This is a genomic window from Azospirillum sp. TSH100 (assembly GCF_004923295.1).
In the GTDB taxonomy this organism is placed as follows: domain Bacteria; phylum Pseudomonadota; class Alphaproteobacteria; order Azospirillales; family Azospirillaceae; genus Azospirillum.
Window position 1 is genome coordinate 236,483 of record NZ_CP039637.1, and the last position, 17,116, is coordinate 253,598.

Here is a 17,116-nt window from a genome sequence, read left to right on the forward strand (position 1 = left end):
ACAAATCTTTCGTGGAAGCCGCCATGCGCTCAACGATCGCCCGCCCGCCGGATCAGCTCGATGACCAGGATCGCGCGATCCTGCGCATCCTGCAACGGGACAACAAGACCTCGCAACGCGAGATCGGCGAAGCGGTGCATCTCTCCGCCCCGGCGGTGCAGCGCCGCATCGCCCGGATGGAGGCGGCCGGCGTCATCCGGCGCAATGTGGCGGTCGTCGATCCGGCCGCGGTCGGGCAGGGTGTGACGGTGGTGGTGGAGGTCCAGACGGTCAATGACCGCACACCGACCATCGTCGCCGCCAAGCGCCTGTTTCGCGAGGCGCTGGAGGTGCAGCAATGCTATTTCATCACCGGCCAGGCCAGCTTCGTCCTGATCCTGCTGGTCCCGGACATGGCGAGCTACGAGCTGCTGTCGCGCCGCCTGTTCGCCGACAATGAACTGGTGCAGTCCTTCCATACGATGGTGGTGCTCGATCCTGTGAAGGTGACGCTGGAGGTGGATTTGTAGGACGGCGTCAGTCCGGCCAATCCTCGTATCCCCAATCCTCTGCATCGGGATCGGCGGTCCCCAGTGGTGCGACCGTGGCACCGGCGTCGAGTGCCGCCGCCAACCAGGGTTCGACGCGGTTTACCGGGGACAGGCGGCACCAGCGCCGCCGCCGGCCATCCCAGCGGCAATGGCCCTGGCGCTTCATCTCCTCCCGCAGCTCCCAGGACGGGATGGTGGGAAAGCGCAGTTCCAGGCCGCGATCATTCTGCGCGATCTCGACAGGCTCTCCGGCCGCGGTGGTGTGGGTCAGGCCTTCTTCCAGGACCTTGCGCATGGCGGCGGCCCGTTCCTCGCGGATGCGCGCCTCCGCCTCGCGCTGGCGTTTGCGTTCGGCAATGGCGTCGGCGATCCAGTCCGGCGGCTCCTCCAGCACGCGGTATCCGGCACCGCCGCGCGGACCGGGGGCTTCTTCCAGCAAACCGTCGCGGATCAGATCGGCCAGCAAGGCTTTCAGACGGTCGCGGTCGGTCGGGATGCCGGGCAGGCGGCTTGCCGCGGCATCGGCAACGGTGAAGCGCTCGCCGGCACCCCAGCCCTCGTAGATGGCGGCGGCCAGGGCGTGCAGTTCGGCGATGCGGGCGCGCTGGCCGGACAGGTGGCCGGCGACGACCGGGTTGGGTGGCAGGTCGGCCCACCCGGTCAGGCCGCAGGTTCGGCACTGCCAGCCGCCGGGATCGGACAGCAGCAGTTGGGGCGCGCAGCGGCGCTTGCGGCAATGCTCCTCGCTGCCCGGCTCCGGCAGGGCCCTCCCGCTGTCCAGCAGGGCGCGGATGGCGTCGAGCGGCATGTCGGCGACGCTGCGCAGCCGGTCCAGAACATCGACCGGCAGCCAGACCTCCGCTCCGCCGCTCTCGTCGGGTACGGCAAAGCGGCTCCTCAAGGCATGGCGGCGGGCTGGCGTCAGCAATGCCAGCACCCGTTCGGCGGTGTAGCTCTCGTCAAAAATGTCGGCGAGCAGTGCAGCCAGATCGCCGAGAGTTGCCGGCGGAGTCAGGGCGCTTTCATCCCCGGCGGCGAGGATGCGGCGGGCCTCGCCAAGAATCTCCGCGCTTTCATCCGCTGCCGTCGCCATCTGCGCTCTGGTCCTCGTCTGTTCCGCGTAGCAAGCTGGGCATCGCCGGAATGCCGATCAAGCAACGGCTCGACAGTCGGCAGAGGCCGGATGATGCAGGAACGGCTCGCCGAACCGCGGTGTTCAACGGGTGCATCGACCCGCGCCAGAGACGGAAAGGTTTTTCCATGTCCAACAGCACGCATTTTGCCCCGCCCGGCCCGCTCGGCTTCGGCGGCGCCCCCCTCGGCAACATGTTCGAGGAGGTGACGGACGAGACGGCTGAGGTCACCCTCGACGCCGCCTGGGACGCGGGCATTCGATATTTCGACACGGCCCCCGAATATGGCCCCGGCATTTCCGAGCATCGTTTCGGACATGTCCTGCGCAGCCGTCCGCGCGACGAATTCGTGCTGTCGACCAAGGTCGGCCGGCTGCTGCGTGCCGACGCCAGCAAGGGTGGCCGACATGGTCCCTTCGTCAAGGGGTTGCCGTTCCGCGTCGATTACGATTATACCGCCGACGGCGTGCGCCGTTCCATCGAGGATAGCCTGCAACGGCTGGGGATGGCACGCATCGACATCGCCTATATCCACGACTGCGCCGAAGACGCCCACGGCGACCGCTGGCTGGAGGTGTTCGATACCGCGATGAAGGGCGCCGCCGTGGCGCTGACCCGGCTGCGCGAGGAGGGGGTGATCCGCGCCTGGGGCCTTGGCGTCAACCGGGTGGAGCCCTGCTTGATGGCGCTGGAGCAGGCGGCCCCCGACGTCTTCCTGCTGGCCGGGCGCTATAGCCTGCTGAACCAGCCGGCGCTGGACGAGCTGTTCCCGCGTTGTGCCGAGCGCGGCGTGCATGTGGTGGTCGGCGGCCCCTACAACTCGGGCCTCATCGCCGGCGGCAAGACTTTCGAGTATCAGGAGGCCTCCGCCGACAAGGTGGCGGCGCGCGACCGGCTGGCGGAGATCGCCAAACGCCATGGTGTGGACCTGCGCGCCGCGGCTCTGCAATTCTGTGCCGCGCATCCGGTCGTCGCCTCGGTCATTCCCGGCACCAAGAACCCGGCGCGGGTGCAGGAGAATGTCACGCTGATGGGCCAGCCGATCCCCGCCGATTTCTGGCGGGAATTGAAATCGGCGGGCGTCCTGCCGGAGCAGGCGCCGACGCCGGCTTGAGACACCGGTTGGCGGCGTCAGCCGTCCACCACCGTGCCGGGATGGCCCACTTCGAAGCGGGCGGGGGCGATGCCGTGGGCGGTGAGTGCGGCGCGCAGCCGTTGCGGCGGCTCGTCCCGCGGCTCGTCGGTCAGGGCGAAGGTGCCCCAATGAATGCCGACGGCCTTCTTCGCCCCGATGTCCAGCATGATCCGCACCGCCTCGTCCGGGTCGCAATGCTGGGCGGACATGAACCAGCGCGGGTCATAGGCGCCGATGGGGATCAGCGCTAGGTCGCAGGGCCCAAGCCGCTCGCCGATGGCGCGGAAGGCGGCACCGGTGCCATAGCCGGTGTCGCCGGCGAAATAGACCGACCCGGCCGGCGTGCGTAGGGTGAAGCCGCCCCACAACGCCATGCGCCGGTCCCGCCCGGTGCGCGACGACCAGTGGTTGGCCGGCACGATATGGACCTCCGTTCCCGATGCCAGCTCGAACCGGCTCCACCAGTCGCCCACGGCGGTTCGCACCCCCGGAATATGCTTGCGCAGGATGGTGTCGTTGCCGAGCGGCGTCACCATCAGCGGCGCGTCGCGCTGGTGCAGGCGCTTCAGCGTCGCTACGTCCAGATGGTCGTAATGGTTGTGCGACAGCAGAACCGCGTCGATCTTCGGCAAATCGTGGAAGCGGATGCCCGGTGCGGTGACCCGCTTCGGCCCGGCGAAGCGGACCGGACTGGCGCGGTCGGACCAGACCGGATCGGTCAGGATGTTCAGCCCGGCGGCCTGGATCAGGGTCGTGACATGCCCCACCACCGTCACGCGGAGGCCCGAGACGTGCCGCGCTGGCATCACCGGAGCCACAGCCACCTGCCGGGGCCATTTCGCCGCCTTCCGGCCCATCTGCCAGCGGAGCAGTTCGCGCAGGCCACGGTCGGTCTCCGGTTCGCCCGGATTGAAGAAGCGCAGCCCGTCGAAATTTGACGTCACCGGACCTTGCCAATAGGGATTACGCATGCGTACCGGATCCTCTGCAACGATGGTCCGGGAAGAGATGGTATCGCCACGGCGAAGTTCTATGGACCAGTAATGGTCGGTCGGGCTACTGTACCGTCTTCATTCATGGTTTGATCCTGGTTCGATCCAATGCAGTCCGACACCCCGACCGACGAGCAGCATCGTGCCATCCAGGCGATCGACGCCTGGTACAAGGATGACGGCGCGCAGCAGGTCTTCTGGCTGGCCGGGGAGGCCGGGACCGGCAAGACCAAGACCACAGCCTTCGCGCTGGAGCATCTGCTGGACCGCCGCCGGCTGACCGACTATGTGGTCGGCGCTCCCACTGGCAAGGCGGCGCAGGTTCTGCGCCAGAAGGGGATCGAGGGGGCGGCGACGCTGCATTCCCTGCTCTACGCCCCGCGCAAGGACGGTGACAGCGGCGAGCTGTTCTTCGCCCGCCGCAGCGATGGTCCGGTGGCCGACGCGGACCTGATCGTCTGCGACGAAGGATCGATGATCGGCGACGATCTCGCGCGCGACCTGATGCGGACCGGCAAGAAGATCCTGGTCATCGCCGACGACTACCAGCTGCCGCCGGTGTCCGGCCAGGGGCTGTTCACCAGCGGCGAGCCGGATTTCCGCCTGACCGAGCCGCACCGCACCGCCCGTGAAAGTCCGGTCATCCGGCTCGCCCACCTGCTGCGCCGGCAGGAGATGCCCCGGCGCTTCGGTTCGGTTGGCAAGGTCCATGTTCTGCCGCTGGAGCACCGCACCCAGTCGCTGGTGATGCGGCCGTCGTCGCAGGCGATCTGCGGCACCCACCGCGTCCGCACCACCTACACCAAGCGGATGCGCAAGCTGCTTGGCCATGAGTCGACGATGCCGCAGACGGGGGAGCGCGTCATTTGCCGGCGCAACCAGAAGGACGAGGGGCTCTACAACGGCATGATCGGCGCGCTGACCCGCCCGGCCGCCGAGGCGCAGGGCCGCGACGCTGGCCTGTGGTCGCTCGGCGTGCAGATGGAGGACGAGGTGCGCTCGCGCGGCAAGCTGATCGTCCATCCCTGGATGTTCCAGGCCCATTACACCGAGGGGATGGTCCAACCGCGGGTCGGCAAGGACATCCAGCTTTATGATTGGGCGTGGCTGATCACCTGCCATGCTTCGCAGGGGTCGGAATTCCCCTCGGTCACCGTGGTCGACGATTCGGGTGCCTTCCGGGAGCATCGCTGGCGCTGGCTCTACACCGCTGTTACCCGCTCGCGCGAGGAATTGGTGCTGTTGCTGCGCAACGCAGACCTCGGTGGACCATGGCAGGTCCCGGCCTTCGACGATTGCCTGCCGGGCTGATTCATAAATCTAATTTATCGAATGTATCAAGTCTTTGCGTTGGATGTGATCGGACGGTGCCTCCATAATTTCACGTATGGGATCGGTATTTTCCGGTCCCAACCGCTTCCGGAGACCCATTCCATGCCCCCTGACACCGCGGCACCCGCGAAGGCGGTGCCGGGAAAGCCCACGCTTTTCCATGTCCGCAGCCTCATGCCCGGCCTTGCTCTGTGCATCGCCGTTACCTCCCTAGCCTTCGCGGCTGCGTCGGCGGAGGTGGCGCTGTTCGGCGAGTCATGGATCGAGGCGTTGGTGCTGGCAATCCTGATCGGCACCACGCTCCGCTCCCTCTGGACGCCGTCGGCGCGCTGGCAACCGGGTATCGCCTTCTCGGCAAAGATCCTGCTGGAGGTTGCCGTCGTCCTTCTGGGGGCTTCGGTCAGCGCCGCCACCATTCTGTCGGCCGGGCCGGCCCTGCTGTTGGGCATCGCCGGGGTGGTGGCGCTGGCGTTGCTGGCGGGCTTCATAATCGGGCGGCTGCTCGGCCTGCCGGTTCGCATGGCGGTACTGGTGGCCTGCGGCAACGCGATTTGCGGCAATTCGGCCATCGCCGCGGTGGCGCCTGTGATCGACGCGCACAGCGATGACGTCGCCGCCTCCATCGCCTTCACCGCCGTGCTGGGGGTGGCCGTCGTGCTCGGCCTGCCGCTGCTCGGCATCGGTCTGCGGCTGAGCGGGGTGCAGTATGGCGCGCTGGCCGGGCTGACCGTCTACGCCGTGCCGCAGGTGATCGCCGCTGCCGCACCGCTGGGCACCACAGCCGTTCAGGTCGGCACGCTGGTGAAACTGGTGCGGGTGCTGATGCTGGGACCGGTCTGCCTGCTGCTGTCGCTGCTGGCGCCCCGGCTGGGTGGGGAGGGTGCTGCAACCGCCACGGGCCGCTCCTGTCCCATCCGCCCGCCGGTCCATCATCTGGTGCCCTGGTTCATCCAGGGGTTCCTGGCGATGATCGCGTTGCGTTCGCTCGATGTCATTCCGCAGACCATCCTGCCGTCGATGGAGCATGCGGCGACCCTGCTTACGGTGGTGTCGATGGCGGCGCTCGGGCTGGGGGTCGATGTGCGGACGGTGGCGCGGGCGGGCGGGCGGGTCACCGCGGCTGTGGTCCTGTCGCTGCTGTCGCTGGGCACCATCAGCTTGGCCCTGATCCGCCTGATCGGCCTGACTTGAAGCTTGAGGTGGCCTGAAAACGGGCGGGAGTCTACATCCGGCAACCAAGGGCCGCATTGATGCAGGTTAATGCGAGAATCCACCGCTGTGCGATCCTGAAATCACCAAGCCCCCCGATCCGGCCCCTCAACCGGCCGGCGGAGGCGGGCCCCGCGGGGAGGGTGGCCCAGACGCTGCACCCCGCGCGTAGAACAAGGAGCATGGTCATGCGTCAACCGGTGCAGATCGCCTTCCGCAACATCGATCCCTCTCCCGCCCTGGAGCATCTGATCCGCGAGCATGCCGACAAGCTCGACCGCTTCTTCGGGCGTATCATGGCCAAGCGCGTGGTCTTCGAGGTGCCGCACCGCCACCAGCATCAGGGCAAGCATTACACCGTCCAGGTCGCCCTGACCGTTCCCGGAGACGAGTTGGTCGTACACAGCGACAAATTTGGCAGCCGCGGCCATGAGAGCGCTGATGCGGCCATCCGCGACGCGTTCGACGCCGCGCGCCGCGCGCTGGAGCGTTTCGCCGAACGTCATCGCCATGAGGTCAAGTCCCACGCCGCCGGCGCAGTCCTGTCATAAGCGGCCCGGCCGTTCCGGTCCGATCCAACCAGCGCCACGCCCATCCGGTCATGCCTGATGGGCGTGGCGTTTTGCTTTTCTCTCCTCGGGCTTGTCAAAATAGACAAAAATCAACTGTATTAATTGCGCGCCATCGAATCTAATTCACATAAATTATGAAATCTGCCTACTTGATTGATAGGGATATTTGATGTTCAATCCTGCCGTTGGCCGTCCGGGCGAGCCGTATCGCTTTGGCCGGTCCTGCCGCAGGAGAATCGAGCCATGACGATCGACACTGTGCCGTCCGCCGGCCAATCCTCCGCTCCGCCGTCCCTCGACCAGCTTGTCGGGGTGATCGGTGACAATCTGCGCGGCTTTCGCCGGCGCCAGGGGCTGTCGGTGGATGGGCTGGCGCAGCTGTCCGGCAGCGATCCGCATATCCTGACGGCCATCGAGGAGGGGCGGCACCGCCCCGACATCGGCACGCTGTGGACGGTCGCCAAGGCACTGGATCTGTCCTTCTCCAGCCTGTTGAGCACCGGTGGCGATGCCGGCACCACTGTGATACGGCGGGCGGAACAGCGCAGCCTGACTTCCCGCGATGGCCTTTTCACCTCCCGCGCCCTGTTCCCGCTGAAGGGCGAGCGGCAGGTGGAATTCTACGAACTGCGCCTGTCTTCAGGTGCCAACGAGGTTTCCGACGGCCATTCCCCCGGCACCATCGAGAACATCCTGGTCAGCCGCGGCCGGATTGAGATCGCCACCGCCGATGGCGAGCACCGGCTGGAGGAAGGCGACTCGATCCTGTTCGAGGCCGATGCCCCGCACCGCTACCGCAATTCCGGCGATGGCGAGGCGGTGCTGTACCTCGTCATGTCCTACATCCTCTGACCGCGGGGAGAGCATCGATGCCGGACACCATCCTGCCGTTTCAGCGTGAATTGCTCGACCCGGAGGTTATCGAACTGTCTGCCCGGGCCGCCCGCGCCGGCCTGGTTCCCGCCGATCCGCTGCGCCAGCCGCTGATGGAGGCGCGCGATGCGGCGGAGCGCTACCACATCTTCCTCAACGGCCCGGCGCTGCCGGCGGACGTGAGGGAGGTCGTGACGGACGGTCCCGCCGGCCCCTTGCGCCTGCGGCTGATCGGGCCGCCGGGGGCGTCGGAGGATGGCCACCCCCTGCCGGTGCTGATCTATTTCCACGGCGGCGGCTTCGTGGTGAATTCCATCGATACCCATGACCGGCTGCTGCGCCTGCTGGCCCGACACAGTGGTGCTGTGGTCTGCGCCGTCGCCTACAGCCTCGCGCCGGAGCGGCGTTTCCCCTACCAGCGGGGAGAGGCGCTGGCGGCCCTGCGCTGGGTGGTCCGCCACGGCGCCGGCCATGGGCTGGACCCGGAGCGGATCGCAGTCGGTGGCGATTCGGCGGGCGCCAATCTGGCACTCGGCCTTGCGCTTGACGCGCGGGACGAGGCCGGGCCGCCACTGTCCTTCGCCCTGCTGCTCTACGGTATGTTCGCCCATGATTTCGACACCGAGTCACACCGGCTGTTCGGCGATGGACGCTTCGGCCTGACCACCGAGCGGATGCGATGGTACTGGCAGCAGTATCTCGGCCATGGCGGCATCACCCGCGATCCTGCTGCGGCTCCGCTGCTTGCCGATCTGCGCGGGTTGCCTCCGTTGCATGTGGCGGCGGCCGGGCTGGACTGCCTGCGCGACGACAGCCTGCGCCTCGCGCGGCGGCTGGAGCAGGCGCGGATCCCGCACCGGCTGGTGCTGCATGAGGGACTCCCCCATTCCTTCGCCAGCATGACCCGCCATGTCCGCAAGGCGGAGGAGGCGATAATCCAAGTCGCCGATGCGATTCGCCGCGCCTTACGCCACTGATCCAACCTCCAGATCTGGTGGGGCGGCGCGAGGCATTCGCGGCGCCTTCGCCCCCGGTTCATTGTCATCCAACCAATCGGCAGCGCCGGTCGGGTCGCCGCTTGACAAAAATAAATAGGACTCCTAATTTAAGGCCATGGACCATGCATCACACCCCGATCCCGTGCTGGCCCGCCTTCGGGAGGGGTTCGATCGCATCGCGCTGGTGCTGCGCGCCGATCTCTGGTCGGCCGCCGGCATGGCGGGGCTCAACCCCACCCAGGCGCAGGTGCTGACCCTGCTGGCTTCCCGGCCGGCCGGTCTGCGTCCCAAGGAGATCGCCGCGCATCTGGCCGTTTCGGCGGCCAGCATGGCCGATACGCTGGCCGCGCTGGAACGCAAGACGCTGCTGCGCCGTACGCCGGATCCGACTGACGCGCGTGCGGTCATCGCCCGCCTGACCGACGAGGGGCGGGACCTGGGCCGCCGCCTTGCCGTTTCCGCGTCACATGTCGCGGCGGCGCTTTCGGGCCTGACCGCCGCCGAACAAGCCGGGCTGTTGCGAGCACAGATCAAGGTCATCCGGTCGCTGCAACAGGCGGGCGCCATTCCGGTCCAGCGCCTGTGCGTCAGCTGCCGCCATTTCCGGCCGAATGCCCATCCGGGCGAGGCCGCACCCCATCACTGTGCTTTCGTGAACGCCGCCATCGGTGACCGGGATCTCCGGCTCGATTGCGGCGAGCATGAAGAGGCTGATCCTGCCGTCCAGGCTGCCACCTGGACGGTCTTCACCGAAGGATAGCCACCCCTCCAAGCCCAAGCTTCAGAAAGGGAAACCATATCATGACGTTGTACACTCCGCGGGGCATCGGCCTCGTGGCGACGGCGCTCTGCTGTCTGTCGACGGCCGCCGCCGCCCATGGCATCAAGACCGCCCCCGATCAGGCGGTGATGGCTTCGTTCGACATCGTCGAGACGCGCATCGTCACCGATCACGGCCACGCCGTCTTCAGCTCCCGGGTCCGCGCCGATGCCGGCAAGGCGACGCCGTCCACCACCGGCAAGTTCGAGGGCTCGGAGGTCTATGCCTATGTCTGGCCGACCTCCCTCAATTCCGCCGATGTCGGTTTCGAGAAGGACCAGGGCATCGTCGCACTGGCGGCGACCTTCCATCCCGATTTCGATGATGCCGCCCAAGGCGGCAGGAACCGTGACCGCTGGCATTCGCACTGGGTCGTCCTCAACGAGGACAAGGCATGCCCCGGCGGACTGAAGGTCAAGGACATCCCCGAGGGCACCAAGCCCAGGCTGCCGGCGACTTGGCCCGGCGCGCCGATCCTGATCGACAGTCCCGACTACAAGACCGATCTCAAGGCCGATCTGGTCAAGGTCCACATCCCGCTCGAAAAGATCGGGATGCTCGCCACCGCATCCTTCGACGGCGTGACCGCCGGGCTGCGGGTCAACGCCAACATGCACGCGCCGCTGCTGTGCGTCACCAACGTCCATAAGGTCGCCTCCGGCAACCTGTCATTGCCGGGCAAGGTCGTTCCCGTCAAGTAGCGCTCGATCGTGAGGGCGGCCCGGCGACTGCCATCGCCGGACCGCCCGGTTATCCCCCTCCAAGCCTCAGAGAAGGATGGGGCATCATGGCACACGTCACTTTCGCCGATCCAGTCTCGTCCGCCGCAGTGGGCTAGCCGACGCTCGACCCACCCGCGCGTGGATCGCTATAGTCTTGGCCCGGCTCTTCCGGTTCCCTCTCCGCCAGCCCCAGGATCGTGAATGCAAGCCCGCCAGTTGGAAGTCTTCTGCATGCTGATGCGCTGTGGAACGGTGACCGGGGCGGCGGCCATGCTGAACATCTCGCAGCCGGCCTTGAGCCAGGTCCTGCTGCATGCCGAAGACCAACTTGGGTTCAAGCTGTTCGACCGGGTGCGCGGCCGCTTGGTGCCGACGCAGGAGGCGAATGAACTCTATCCGGAGGCCGAGCGCATCTTCGCCGAGCTTGGCGCGCTTCGTCGGCGCACCGTCGATATGCGCCATGGCCGCACTGGCCTCGTCCGTCTCGCCGCCTCGGCCCCGCCATCGATGTCCATCATGCCCAAGGCGCTGACGGCCTTTCGCGAGGCGCATCCCGACATAGTCGTGCGGTCGCTGGTCGCGCCGATCGCGAACATCCGGGACATGCTGCGCAGCGGCGACGTGCTGCTGGGGGTGGCGATGGACGACATGCCCCACCCCGACCTCGACGTCGAAACGGTCGGGCATGCCGAATTGGTTTGCCTGTTGCCGGAGGGGCATCGGCTGGCCGAACGGGTTGAACTTGGATTCGCCGATCTGGTGGAAGAGACGCTGATTTCCTATCGCGTCGACACGCTGCCGGGCCGGCTGCTGGCTGGTGCGCTGGAGGCGGAGGGCGGTGTCTACGCCCCGGCGGTTGAGATCGACCTGTCGATCACCGCGTTGCCCTTCGTGCGGGAGGGGATCGGCGTGGCGGTGGTCGACGGCCTGCTGCCGTGGGGCCAGTTTTCCGGCACCGTGCAGCGGCCGTTCCGCCCGAGTATCCGCATGCCGATCGTCATCCTGACCAGCAAGGAGCGTCCGCTGTCCGGCAGCCACGCCCTGATGCGCGACTGCCTGCGCCGTTCCGCCCGTGCGCTCGGGCCGGGCGGTTCCTGACGGACGTGCCTACGGTCAGAAATCGGCGACCTTTCCGGCGGAGAAGCCTGCGAAGCGGTCGGGGTGGTAGGGCTTGGGATCGACGATCGGCGTCTGGCCGGTGATGAGGTCGGCGATCAGATGCCCAGCACCGGGGCCAATGCCGAAGCCATGGCCGCTGAAGCCGGCGGCCAGGATCAGACCGGGCAGGCTGCCGACCTCGCCGATCGCCGGAACGCCGTCCGGCGTGCTGTCGATGTAGCCGCTCCAGGCGGCGGTGATCGGCGCGCCCTCCAGGCCGGGCAGCAGCGCCATGGCCCGCTCATGGGTTAGACGGATGGTGCCGCTGTCGGGCTTGGGGTCCAGAACACGAACCCGTTCCATCGGCGTCGGGCGGTCGAGCCGCCAGCGCAGCAGCGTCTCGTGGCCGGAGCGCAGGCCCTCCAGCCCGCCTGGCATCAGGCTGCGCCAGCGCCGGCGGAACATTGGCAGGAATTGCGGCGCGAAGCGGATTTGCTGAAGTGTCGGATCGACGCGCCCCCGTCCGCTGATCGCCAGCGTGTGTCCGCCATCGCCGCGCCGGGTGACCGACACCGCGGCGGTGTGCAGCGCGTCGGGCAAACCGGAGGGGCTGGGGCCGACAGACAGAATCGACGAGCGGATCGAGGCGAGCGGGAATCGCACACCCATCTGATGGCAGAAGGAGGAAGCCCAGGCCCCGCCTGCGAGAACCACGGTCTTGGTACGGATCGTGCCCTTCTCGGTGATGATGCCGCTAACCCGTCCGCTGCTGGTTTCCAGCCCACGCGCGGCGCAGCCCTGATGCACCGTACCACCTAGATTCATGATCGCCCGCGCCACCGCGGGGGCCGCGCGGGCCGGATCGGCGATGCCGTCGGACGGCGAGAAGACGCCGCCCTTCCAGGGCTTTCCGGTTGCCTGGCCGCGCTCGGCGGCTTCGGCGCTGGACAGCATGTGGGTGGTGACACCGACCGTCCGGGCGAAATCGCGCCAGTTGGCCCAGCCCGCCAATTCCTGCTCGTCGTTGCTGAGATAGAGCAGGCCGCAGCGGGAAAAGCCGGTGTCCTCGCCGTTTTCGTCGGCGAAGCGCTCCCACAAATCCAGGCTCTTGGTCGCCATCGGCAGTTCGCGCGCGTCGCGGTTCTGCTGCCGGCACCAGCCCCAGTTGCGGCTGGACTGTTCCGCACCGACCCGTCCCTTTTCCACCAGGGCCACCGAAAGGCCGCGCTTTGCCAGGAAATAGGCCGTCCAGACGCCGACGATGCCGCCGCCGATCACGACGACATCTGCCCGATCGGGGAGCAGTGGCGAGGACGGGATGGTTTGCAAAGGGGCGGGCATGGGGTGGATCTCCGATTTCAGCGTTCCACCATCTAGCCACGGAGGACGGATCGGCGGGCGCTGCTTTGAACGATTGAACGGCATTATCTTCTGTCGATGTAAGAAGACCCGATGCTTTGTTCTGCGGGAGGAAAGCCACTCGGTCATCGACAGGCCGGTGGTGCGTGTTAAGCTCTCATGACGGAGCTGGCAGAATTTTCTGCTGTCCTATTCCGTTCTCCTGCGCTCGAACCGGATGGGTTTCCCATGAAGCTGGACCGCATCGACATCAAGATTCTGCATCAGCTACAGAAGAACGGCCGGATCACCAACGTGGAGCTGGCCGAACTGGTGAATCTGTCGCCCAGTCCCTGCCTGATGCGGGTCAAGAAGCTCCAGGCGGAGGGCTACATCGAAGGCTACACGGCGCAGATCAACGTCAGCAAACTGGGCCAGACCCTGACCGTCTTCACCGAGGTGACGCTGAAGAACCACCGGCAGGTCGATTTCGCCCGCTTCCTGGCCGCCGTGAAGAAGATCGAACAGCTGCTGGAGTGCCATCTGGTGTCCGGCGGTTACGACTACATGCTGAAATTCGTCACGTCCGGCATCGGCGAATATCAGGAGATCATGGAAAAGCTGACCGACATGGACATCGGCATCGACAAGTATTTCAGCTATGTGGTGCTGAAATCGCCGATCGTCCGCGCCCACATGCCGCTGACCACGCTGTTCCAGATGTGAGGCGCAGCACTTTGCAGTCCGCGCGGCGCTCGGCCGCGCGGGAGACCTGACGGTTCACGCCACCCGCATGCGGTCGGCGTCGATATCCAGCGTGTCGAGCCAGGTCGGGTCGAGTTTCGGCACAGACGAGAACAGCAGCTGCGAATAGGGATGCTGCGGCTGCTGCCGGGCGGCAGGGATGATGGTCTCCACCGTCTGTCCGCGGTACATGACGATGATCTCGTCGCAGATCGCCTCGATAACCGACAGGTCATGGCTGATGAAGACGTAGGACAGCCCAAGTTCGCGCTGCAATTCCTTCAGCAGGTCGATGATCGCCGCGGCGACGACGGTGTCGAGGGCCGAGGTGATCTCGTCGCACAGGATCAGCTTTGGTTCGGCGGCGAGCGCGCGGGCGAAATTGACCCGCTGCTTCTGGCCGCCCGACAGTTCGGCCGGGCGGCGGTGGCGTAGGGCGCGCGGCAGATGGACCATGTCCAGCAGGGCGTCGATCCGTGCGTCGCGGGCCTTGCCGCGCAGGCCGTGATAGAAGGTCAGCGGACGGCCGAGAATGTCCTCGATCGACTTGGCCGGGTTGAGCGCGGTGTCGGCGTGCTGGAAGACGATCTGCAGATCGCGCAGCTGGTCGTGGCTGCGCTGGCGGGCGTTGTGCCACAGCTCCTTGCCGTTGAACTGGATGTCGCCCTTGCAGGCCGGCAGGATTCCGGCGATGGCGCGCGCCAGTGTCGATTTTCCGCAGCCGGACTCGCCGATGATGCCAAGGTTGGTGCCCCGCTTCACCTGAAGGCTTACTCCCTTCACCGCGAGGACCAGCGGCTGCCCGTTCGATTGCGGTGGGCCGTAGCCGGCGCTCAGCGTGTTGATCTCCAGCAGCGGGGCGGCGTTGTCGGCGACGGGCGGCGCTTCCCGCCCGCCGGTGTCGGGGTGGAAGGCGTGCAGCAGTTCCCTGGTGTAGGGATGGGTCGGGCGTGTCAGGATATCGTGGACACTGCCGGTTTCCTGCACCGCGCCGTTGCGCAGCACCATGATGCGGTCGGCGATCTGGGCGACCACGGCCAGATCGTGGGAGACGTAGACGCAGGCGATCCGGTGCTGGGCGGTCACCGCCTTGAAGGCGCGCAGAACCTCCACCTGAGTGGTGACGTCGAGCGCCGTGGTCGGCTCGTCGAAGATCACCACCATGGGATCCCCGATCAGGGCCATCGCCGCTGCCAGTCGTTGCAGCTGACCGCCCGACACCTGATGCGGATACCGGTCGCCGATGCTGTCGGGGTTGGGCAGGGACAGGGCGCGGAACAGGGCGACCGCCCGGCGGCGGGCCTCGTCCGGCGGCATCAGACGGTGGATCCGCGTCACCTCGATGACCTGGTCCATGATCGTCGACGCCGGGTTGAAGGCGGCGGCTGCACTTTGCGGCACATAGGCCACGGTGGTACCGCGCAGGGTGGCCCGTTCCTTTTCCGACAGCGTCACCATGTCATGGCCGTCGACCTTCACCGTGCCGCCGGAAATCCGGCAGCCGGGACGGGCATAACCCAGCAGGGTCATGGCGGCGGTGGTCTTGCCGGAGCCGCTTTCACCGATGAAGGCGACGGTCTCGCCTGCGGCGATGTCCAGGTCGATCCCCTTCAGGATCTGGAACAAGCGTCCGGAGTCTGTGGTGGCCTCGACCGTCAGGCCGCGGATTTCGACGAGCTTCGTCATCAGGAGGCACTCCGGTCCCGGATCTTCTGGGGAAGATTGTCGATCAGCAGATTGACGCTGATGGTCAGGGTGGCGATGGCCAGCGACGGCACGATCACCGCCGGTGCGGCGAAGGGCAGGCCGCCGATGTTCTCGCGCACCAGGGCGCCCCAGTCGGCATAGGGCGGCTGGACGCCCAGCCCCAGGAAGGACAGGCCTGAAAGCAGCAGCACGATGAAGACGAAGCGCAGGCCCAGGTCGGCCAGCACCGGGCCGATGATGTTGGGCAGGATCTCCGATCCGATCAGATAGGGCAGCCTTTCTCCCCGGATACGGGCGACCATGATGAAATCCATCGTGTCGATGTTGACCGCCAGTGCCCGGCTGAAGCGGTAGGCGCCGGGGACGTAGATGACCGACAGGGTCAGGATCAGCACGGGGATGGAGGAGCCCACCGCCGCCACCACCATCAGCCCGAACAGCTTGCTTGGAATGGAGTTCATGGCGTCGAGCACCCGGCTGACCACCATGTCCACTGGCCCGCGCAGCGCCGCCGAGGTCATGCCCAGCACCACGCCGGTGAAGCAGGCGATGGACACCGCGGCCAGCGAGATGCCGACGGTGTAGCGTGCGCCGTAGATGATGCGGGACAGCATGTCACGGCCGAGATAATCCGACCCCAGCCAGAGGTCGGGCCGCATCGGGCCGAAATAATCGATGTCGATCATCTCCCCTACAGAATGGGGGGTGATGTAGGGGGCGAACAGAGCGATCAGAGCCCAGAACAGGACGACGGAGAAGCTGATCAGGCCGACCAAATTGATCCGGTAGCCGGACCATGTCGCGAGGAAACCGGTGGAGGAGTGTGTCTTCATCGGAGCCTCGGGTTCGACAGGATGGCGACGATGTCGGCGGCGGTGATCAGGAAAAGATAGCCCAGGCAGAAGATCATCGCGCAGGACTGGATCAGCGGCAGATCACGGGTGGACACCCCGTCCACCATCAGCTTGGCGATGCCGGGATAATTGAAGATCGTCTCGACGATGATGACGCCGCCCACCAGATAGGACAGCGACAGAGCCACCGCGTTGGCGATCGGGCTCAGCGCGTTGGGCAGGGCGTGGCGCAGGACCATCCGTGGCCGGGACGCCCCTTTCAGCAGAGCCATCTCGACATAGGGCGTGTTCAGCGTTTCGATCACGGCGGCTCTGGTCATGCGGATCATCTGCGCCGATACCCCGAAGGTCAGCGTGATGACCGGCATGGCGTAGGCCCGCAGCAGGCCGGAGAAGCTGTCGATCTGATAGGTGAGGGACAGGGCCGGCAGCCATTTCAGGTAAACGGCGAAGACCAGAACGGCCAGGGTCGCCAGCACGAATTCCGGAACGGAGATGACGCCGATGGTGGCTACGGTGACGATGCGGTCGTAGAGCGAGCGCCGCCACATGGCGGTGGTGATGCCCAGCGTCAGCGCCAGCGGAACAGACACCAGGGTTGTAAGCCCGGCCAGCTTCAGCGTGTTGAGCAGCCTGCCGGCGATCAGCGTCGCCACCGGCACATGGTTGGCGTAGGAGGTGCCGAGATCGCCCTGGAACAGCCCGCCGATCCAGTAGAGGAAGCGCAGCAGGGCCGGCTCGTCGAGATGCATGGCGGTGCGCAGGCCGGCGATCGCTTCCGGTGTCGCTGCCTGGCCCAGCAGGATGGTGGCCGTATCGCCGGGCAGCAGAGTGGTGGCGAAGAACACTGCGAAGGAGACGAGTGTCAGCGTGACGAATGCGATCAGCAGCCGACCGAGGATAAGCGACGGAACGCGTGATTTCATACCTGGCCTCCGCGTGGTGAGGCGCCCCCGGAGGGGATGCCCGGCCGGATGACGATGAACCGGATAACGATTAACCGGGCGACGACGAACTGAGCGATGACGGTTCCGGGCGGCCGGACGTTTTTCCGACCGC

At 66.7% G+C, this 17,116-nt stretch carries 17 protein-coding genes; 11 read left to right on the forward strand and 6 right to left on the reverse strand.

What is annotated here, in order from left to right; genetic code table 11:
• Positions 1-23 precede the first annotated feature (23 nt).
• The gene (locus tag E6C72_RS22700; RefSeq protein WP_109442734.1) at positions 24-509 is read left to right on the forward strand and encodes an Lrp/AsnC family transcriptional regulator; all 486 of its coding nucleotides are present in this window, start codon (positions 24-26) and stop codon (positions 507-509) included.
• Positions 510-516: 7 nt separating this feature from the next.
• On the opposite strand, the gene E6C72_RS22705 is transcribed toward E6C72_RS22700, so the two are convergent.
• Complete coding sequence (locus E6C72_RS22705; RefSeq protein ID WP_109442735.1) at positions 517-1,623, reverse strand: hypothetical protein; 1,107 nt, start codon at positions 1,621-1,623, stop codon at positions 517-519.
• A gap of 167 nt (positions 1,624-1,790) precedes the next feature.
• Between E6C72_RS22705 and E6C72_RS22710 the strand changes: the two genes are divergently transcribed.
• Positions 1,791-2,777, forward strand: a complete 987-nt coding sequence (locus E6C72_RS22710; protein ID WP_109442736.1) for an aldo/keto reductase — start codon at positions 1,791-1,793, stop codon at positions 2,775-2,777.
• A 17-nt stretch (positions 2,778-2,794) separates the two neighbouring features.
• Here the strand turns inward: E6C72_RS22710 and E6C72_RS22715 are convergent, their stop codons facing one another.
• Complete coding sequence (locus E6C72_RS22715; protein WP_109442737.1) at positions 2,795-3,769, reverse strand: MBL fold metallo-hydrolase; 975 nt, start codon at positions 3,767-3,769, stop codon at positions 2,795-2,797.
• Between the two features lie 129 nt (positions 3,770-3,898).
• Between E6C72_RS22715 and E6C72_RS22720 the strand changes: the two genes are divergently transcribed.
• The 8 genes from E6C72_RS22720 to E6C72_RS22755 all read left to right on the forward strand — a co-directional run bounded on the left by E6C72_RS22720 (position 3,899) and on the right by E6C72_RS22755 (position 11,414).
• Positions 3,899-5,101: an ATP-dependent RecD-like DNA helicase gene (locus E6C72_RS22720; protein WP_109442738.1), complete on the forward strand. Its 1,203-nt coding sequence runs from the start codon at positions 3,899-3,901 to the stop codon at positions 5,099-5,101.
• A gap of 123 nt (positions 5,102-5,224) precedes the next feature.
• Entirely contained in the window at positions 5,225-6,313 is a 1,089-nt protein-coding gene (locus E6C72_RS22725; protein WP_136700833.1) for a YeiH family protein, read from the forward strand.
• Between the two features lie 206 nt (positions 6,314-6,519).
• Entirely contained in the window at positions 6,520-6,882 is a 363-nt protein-coding gene (locus E6C72_RS22730; protein ID WP_109084435.1) for an HPF/RaiA family ribosome-associated protein, read from the forward strand.
• A gap of 264 nt (positions 6,883-7,146) precedes the next feature.
• Positions 7,147-7,755, forward strand: coding sequence for a helix-turn-helix domain-containing protein (locus E6C72_RS22735; RefSeq protein WP_109084436.1), 609 nt, complete (start codon positions 7,147-7,149; stop codon positions 7,753-7,755).
• A gap of 17 nt (positions 7,756-7,772) precedes the next feature.
• Positions 7,773-8,753, forward strand: coding sequence for an alpha/beta hydrolase (locus tag E6C72_RS22740; protein ID WP_109084437.1), 981 nt, complete (start codon positions 7,773-7,775; stop codon positions 8,751-8,753).
• A 136-nt stretch (positions 8,754-8,889) separates the two neighbouring features.
• A complete protein-coding gene (locus E6C72_RS22745; RefSeq protein ID WP_109084438.1) occupies positions 8,890-9,534 on the forward strand; it encodes a MarR family winged helix-turn-helix transcriptional regulator in 645 nt (214 codons plus the stop codon).
• Positions 9,535-9,575: 41 nt separating this feature from the next.
• A complete protein-coding gene (locus tag E6C72_RS22750; protein ID WP_109084439.1) occupies positions 9,576-10,295 on the forward strand; it encodes a hypothetical protein in 720 nt (239 codons plus the stop codon).
• A gap of 222 nt (positions 10,296-10,517) precedes the next feature.
• Positions 10,518-11,414 (forward strand): LysR family transcriptional regulator, encoded by an 897-nt coding sequence (locus E6C72_RS22755; RefSeq protein WP_109084440.1) that lies wholly within the window; start codon positions 10,518-10,520, stop codon positions 11,412-11,414.
• Positions 11,415-11,429: 15 nt separating this feature from the next.
• Here E6C72_RS22755 and E6C72_RS22760 read toward each other — a convergent pair whose 3' ends face one another.
• Entirely contained in the window at positions 11,430-12,755 is a 1,326-nt protein-coding gene (locus E6C72_RS22760; protein ID WP_109084441.1) for an FAD-binding oxidoreductase, read from the reverse strand.
• Between the two features lie 246 nt (positions 12,756-13,001).
• On the opposite strand from E6C72_RS22760, the gene E6C72_RS22765 reads away from it, so the two are divergent.
• Positions 13,002-13,478, forward strand: a complete 477-nt coding sequence (locus E6C72_RS22765) for an Lrp/AsnC family transcriptional regulator (protein WP_098734844.1) — start codon at positions 13,002-13,004, stop codon at positions 13,476-13,478.
• A 54-nt stretch (positions 13,479-13,532) separates the two neighbouring features.
• Here E6C72_RS22765 and E6C72_RS22770 read toward each other — a convergent pair whose 3' ends face one another.
• From E6C72_RS22770 to E6C72_RS22780, 3 genes are read right to left on the reverse strand one after another with little or no spacing between them, the layout of a single operon-like run.
• Positions 13,533-15,182 carry an ABC transporter ATP-binding protein gene (locus tag E6C72_RS22770; RefSeq protein ID WP_109084442.1) on the reverse strand — a complete coding sequence of 550 codons (1,650 nt, stop codon included), beginning with the start codon at positions 15,180-15,182 and terminating at the stop codon, positions 13,533-13,535.
• On the reverse strand, positions 15,182-16,036 hold the full coding sequence (locus E6C72_RS22775; protein WP_109084443.1) for an ABC transporter permease: 855 nt from the start codon (positions 16,034-16,036) through the stop codon (positions 15,182-15,184). The genes E6C72_RS22770 and E6C72_RS22775 overlap by 1 nt, the downstream gene beginning before the upstream one ends.
• Entirely contained in the window at positions 16,033-16,983 is a 951-nt protein-coding gene (locus E6C72_RS22780; protein WP_109084444.1) for an ABC transporter permease, read from the reverse strand. Before E6C72_RS22780 ends, E6C72_RS22775 begins: the two co-directional genes overlap by 4 nt.
• Positions 16,984-17,116 lie beyond the last annotated feature (133 nt).

What these genes read in the sequence shown, in the direction of transcription:
- E6C72_RS22700 (WP_109442734.1), top strand. Translation starts at nt 24, where the DNA reads ATGCGCTCAACGATCGCCCGCCCGCCGGATCAGCTCGATGACCAGGAT.
- E6C72_RS22705 (WP_109442735.1), bottom strand. Translation starts at nt 1,623, where the DNA reads ATGGCGACGGCAGCGGATGAAAGCGCGGAGATTCTTGGCGAGGCCCGC.
- E6C72_RS22710 (WP_109442736.1), top strand. Translation starts at nt 1,791, where the DNA reads ATGTCCAACAGCACGCATTTTGCCCCGCCCGGCCCGCTCGGCTTCGGC.
- E6C72_RS22715 (WP_109442737.1), bottom strand. Translation starts at nt 3,769, where the DNA reads ATGCGTAATCCCTATTGGCAAGGTCCGGTGACGTCAAATTTCGACGGG.
- E6C72_RS22720 (WP_109442738.1), top strand. Translation starts at nt 3,899, where the DNA reads ATGCAGTCCGACACCCCGACCGACGAGCAGCATCGTGCCATCCAGGCG.
- E6C72_RS22725 (WP_136700833.1), top strand. Translation starts at nt 5,225, where the DNA reads ATGCCCCCTGACACCGCGGCACCCGCGAAGGCGGTGCCGGGAAAGCCC.
- E6C72_RS22730 (WP_109084435.1), top strand. Translation starts at nt 6,520, where the DNA reads ATGCGTCAACCGGTGCAGATCGCCTTCCGCAACATCGATCCCTCTCCC.
- E6C72_RS22735 (WP_109084436.1), top strand. Translation starts at nt 7,147, where the DNA reads ATGACGATCGACACTGTGCCGTCCGCCGGCCAATCCTCCGCTCCGCCG.
- E6C72_RS22740 (WP_109084437.1), top strand. Translation starts at nt 7,773, where the DNA reads ATGCCGGACACCATCCTGCCGTTTCAGCGTGAATTGCTCGACCCGGAG.
- E6C72_RS22745 (WP_109084438.1), top strand. Translation starts at nt 8,890, where the DNA reads ATGGACCATGCATCACACCCCGATCCCGTGCTGGCCCGCCTTCGGGAG.
- E6C72_RS22750 (WP_109084439.1), top strand. Translation starts at nt 9,576, where the DNA reads ATGACGTTGTACACTCCGCGGGGCATCGGCCTCGTGGCGACGGCGCTC.
- E6C72_RS22755 (WP_109084440.1), top strand. Translation starts at nt 10,518, where the DNA reads ATGCAAGCCCGCCAGTTGGAAGTCTTCTGCATGCTGATGCGCTGTGGA.
- E6C72_RS22760 (WP_109084441.1), bottom strand. Translation starts at nt 12,755, where the DNA reads ATGCCCGCCCCTTTGCAAACCATCCCGTCCTCGCCACTGCTCCCCGAT.
- E6C72_RS22765 (WP_098734844.1), top strand. Translation starts at nt 13,002, where the DNA reads ATGAAGCTGGACCGCATCGACATCAAGATTCTGCATCAGCTACAGAAG.
- E6C72_RS22770 (WP_109084442.1), bottom strand. Translation starts at nt 15,182, where the DNA reads ATGACGAAGCTCGTCGAAATCCGCGGCCTGACGGTCGAGGCCACCACA.
- E6C72_RS22775 (WP_109084443.1), bottom strand. Translation starts at nt 16,036, where the DNA reads ATGAAGACACACTCCTCCACCGGTTTCCTCGCGACATGGTCCGGCTAC.
- E6C72_RS22780 (WP_109084444.1), bottom strand. Translation starts at nt 16,983, where the DNA reads ATGAAATCACGCGTTCCGTCGCTTATCCTCGGTCGGCTGCTGATCGCA.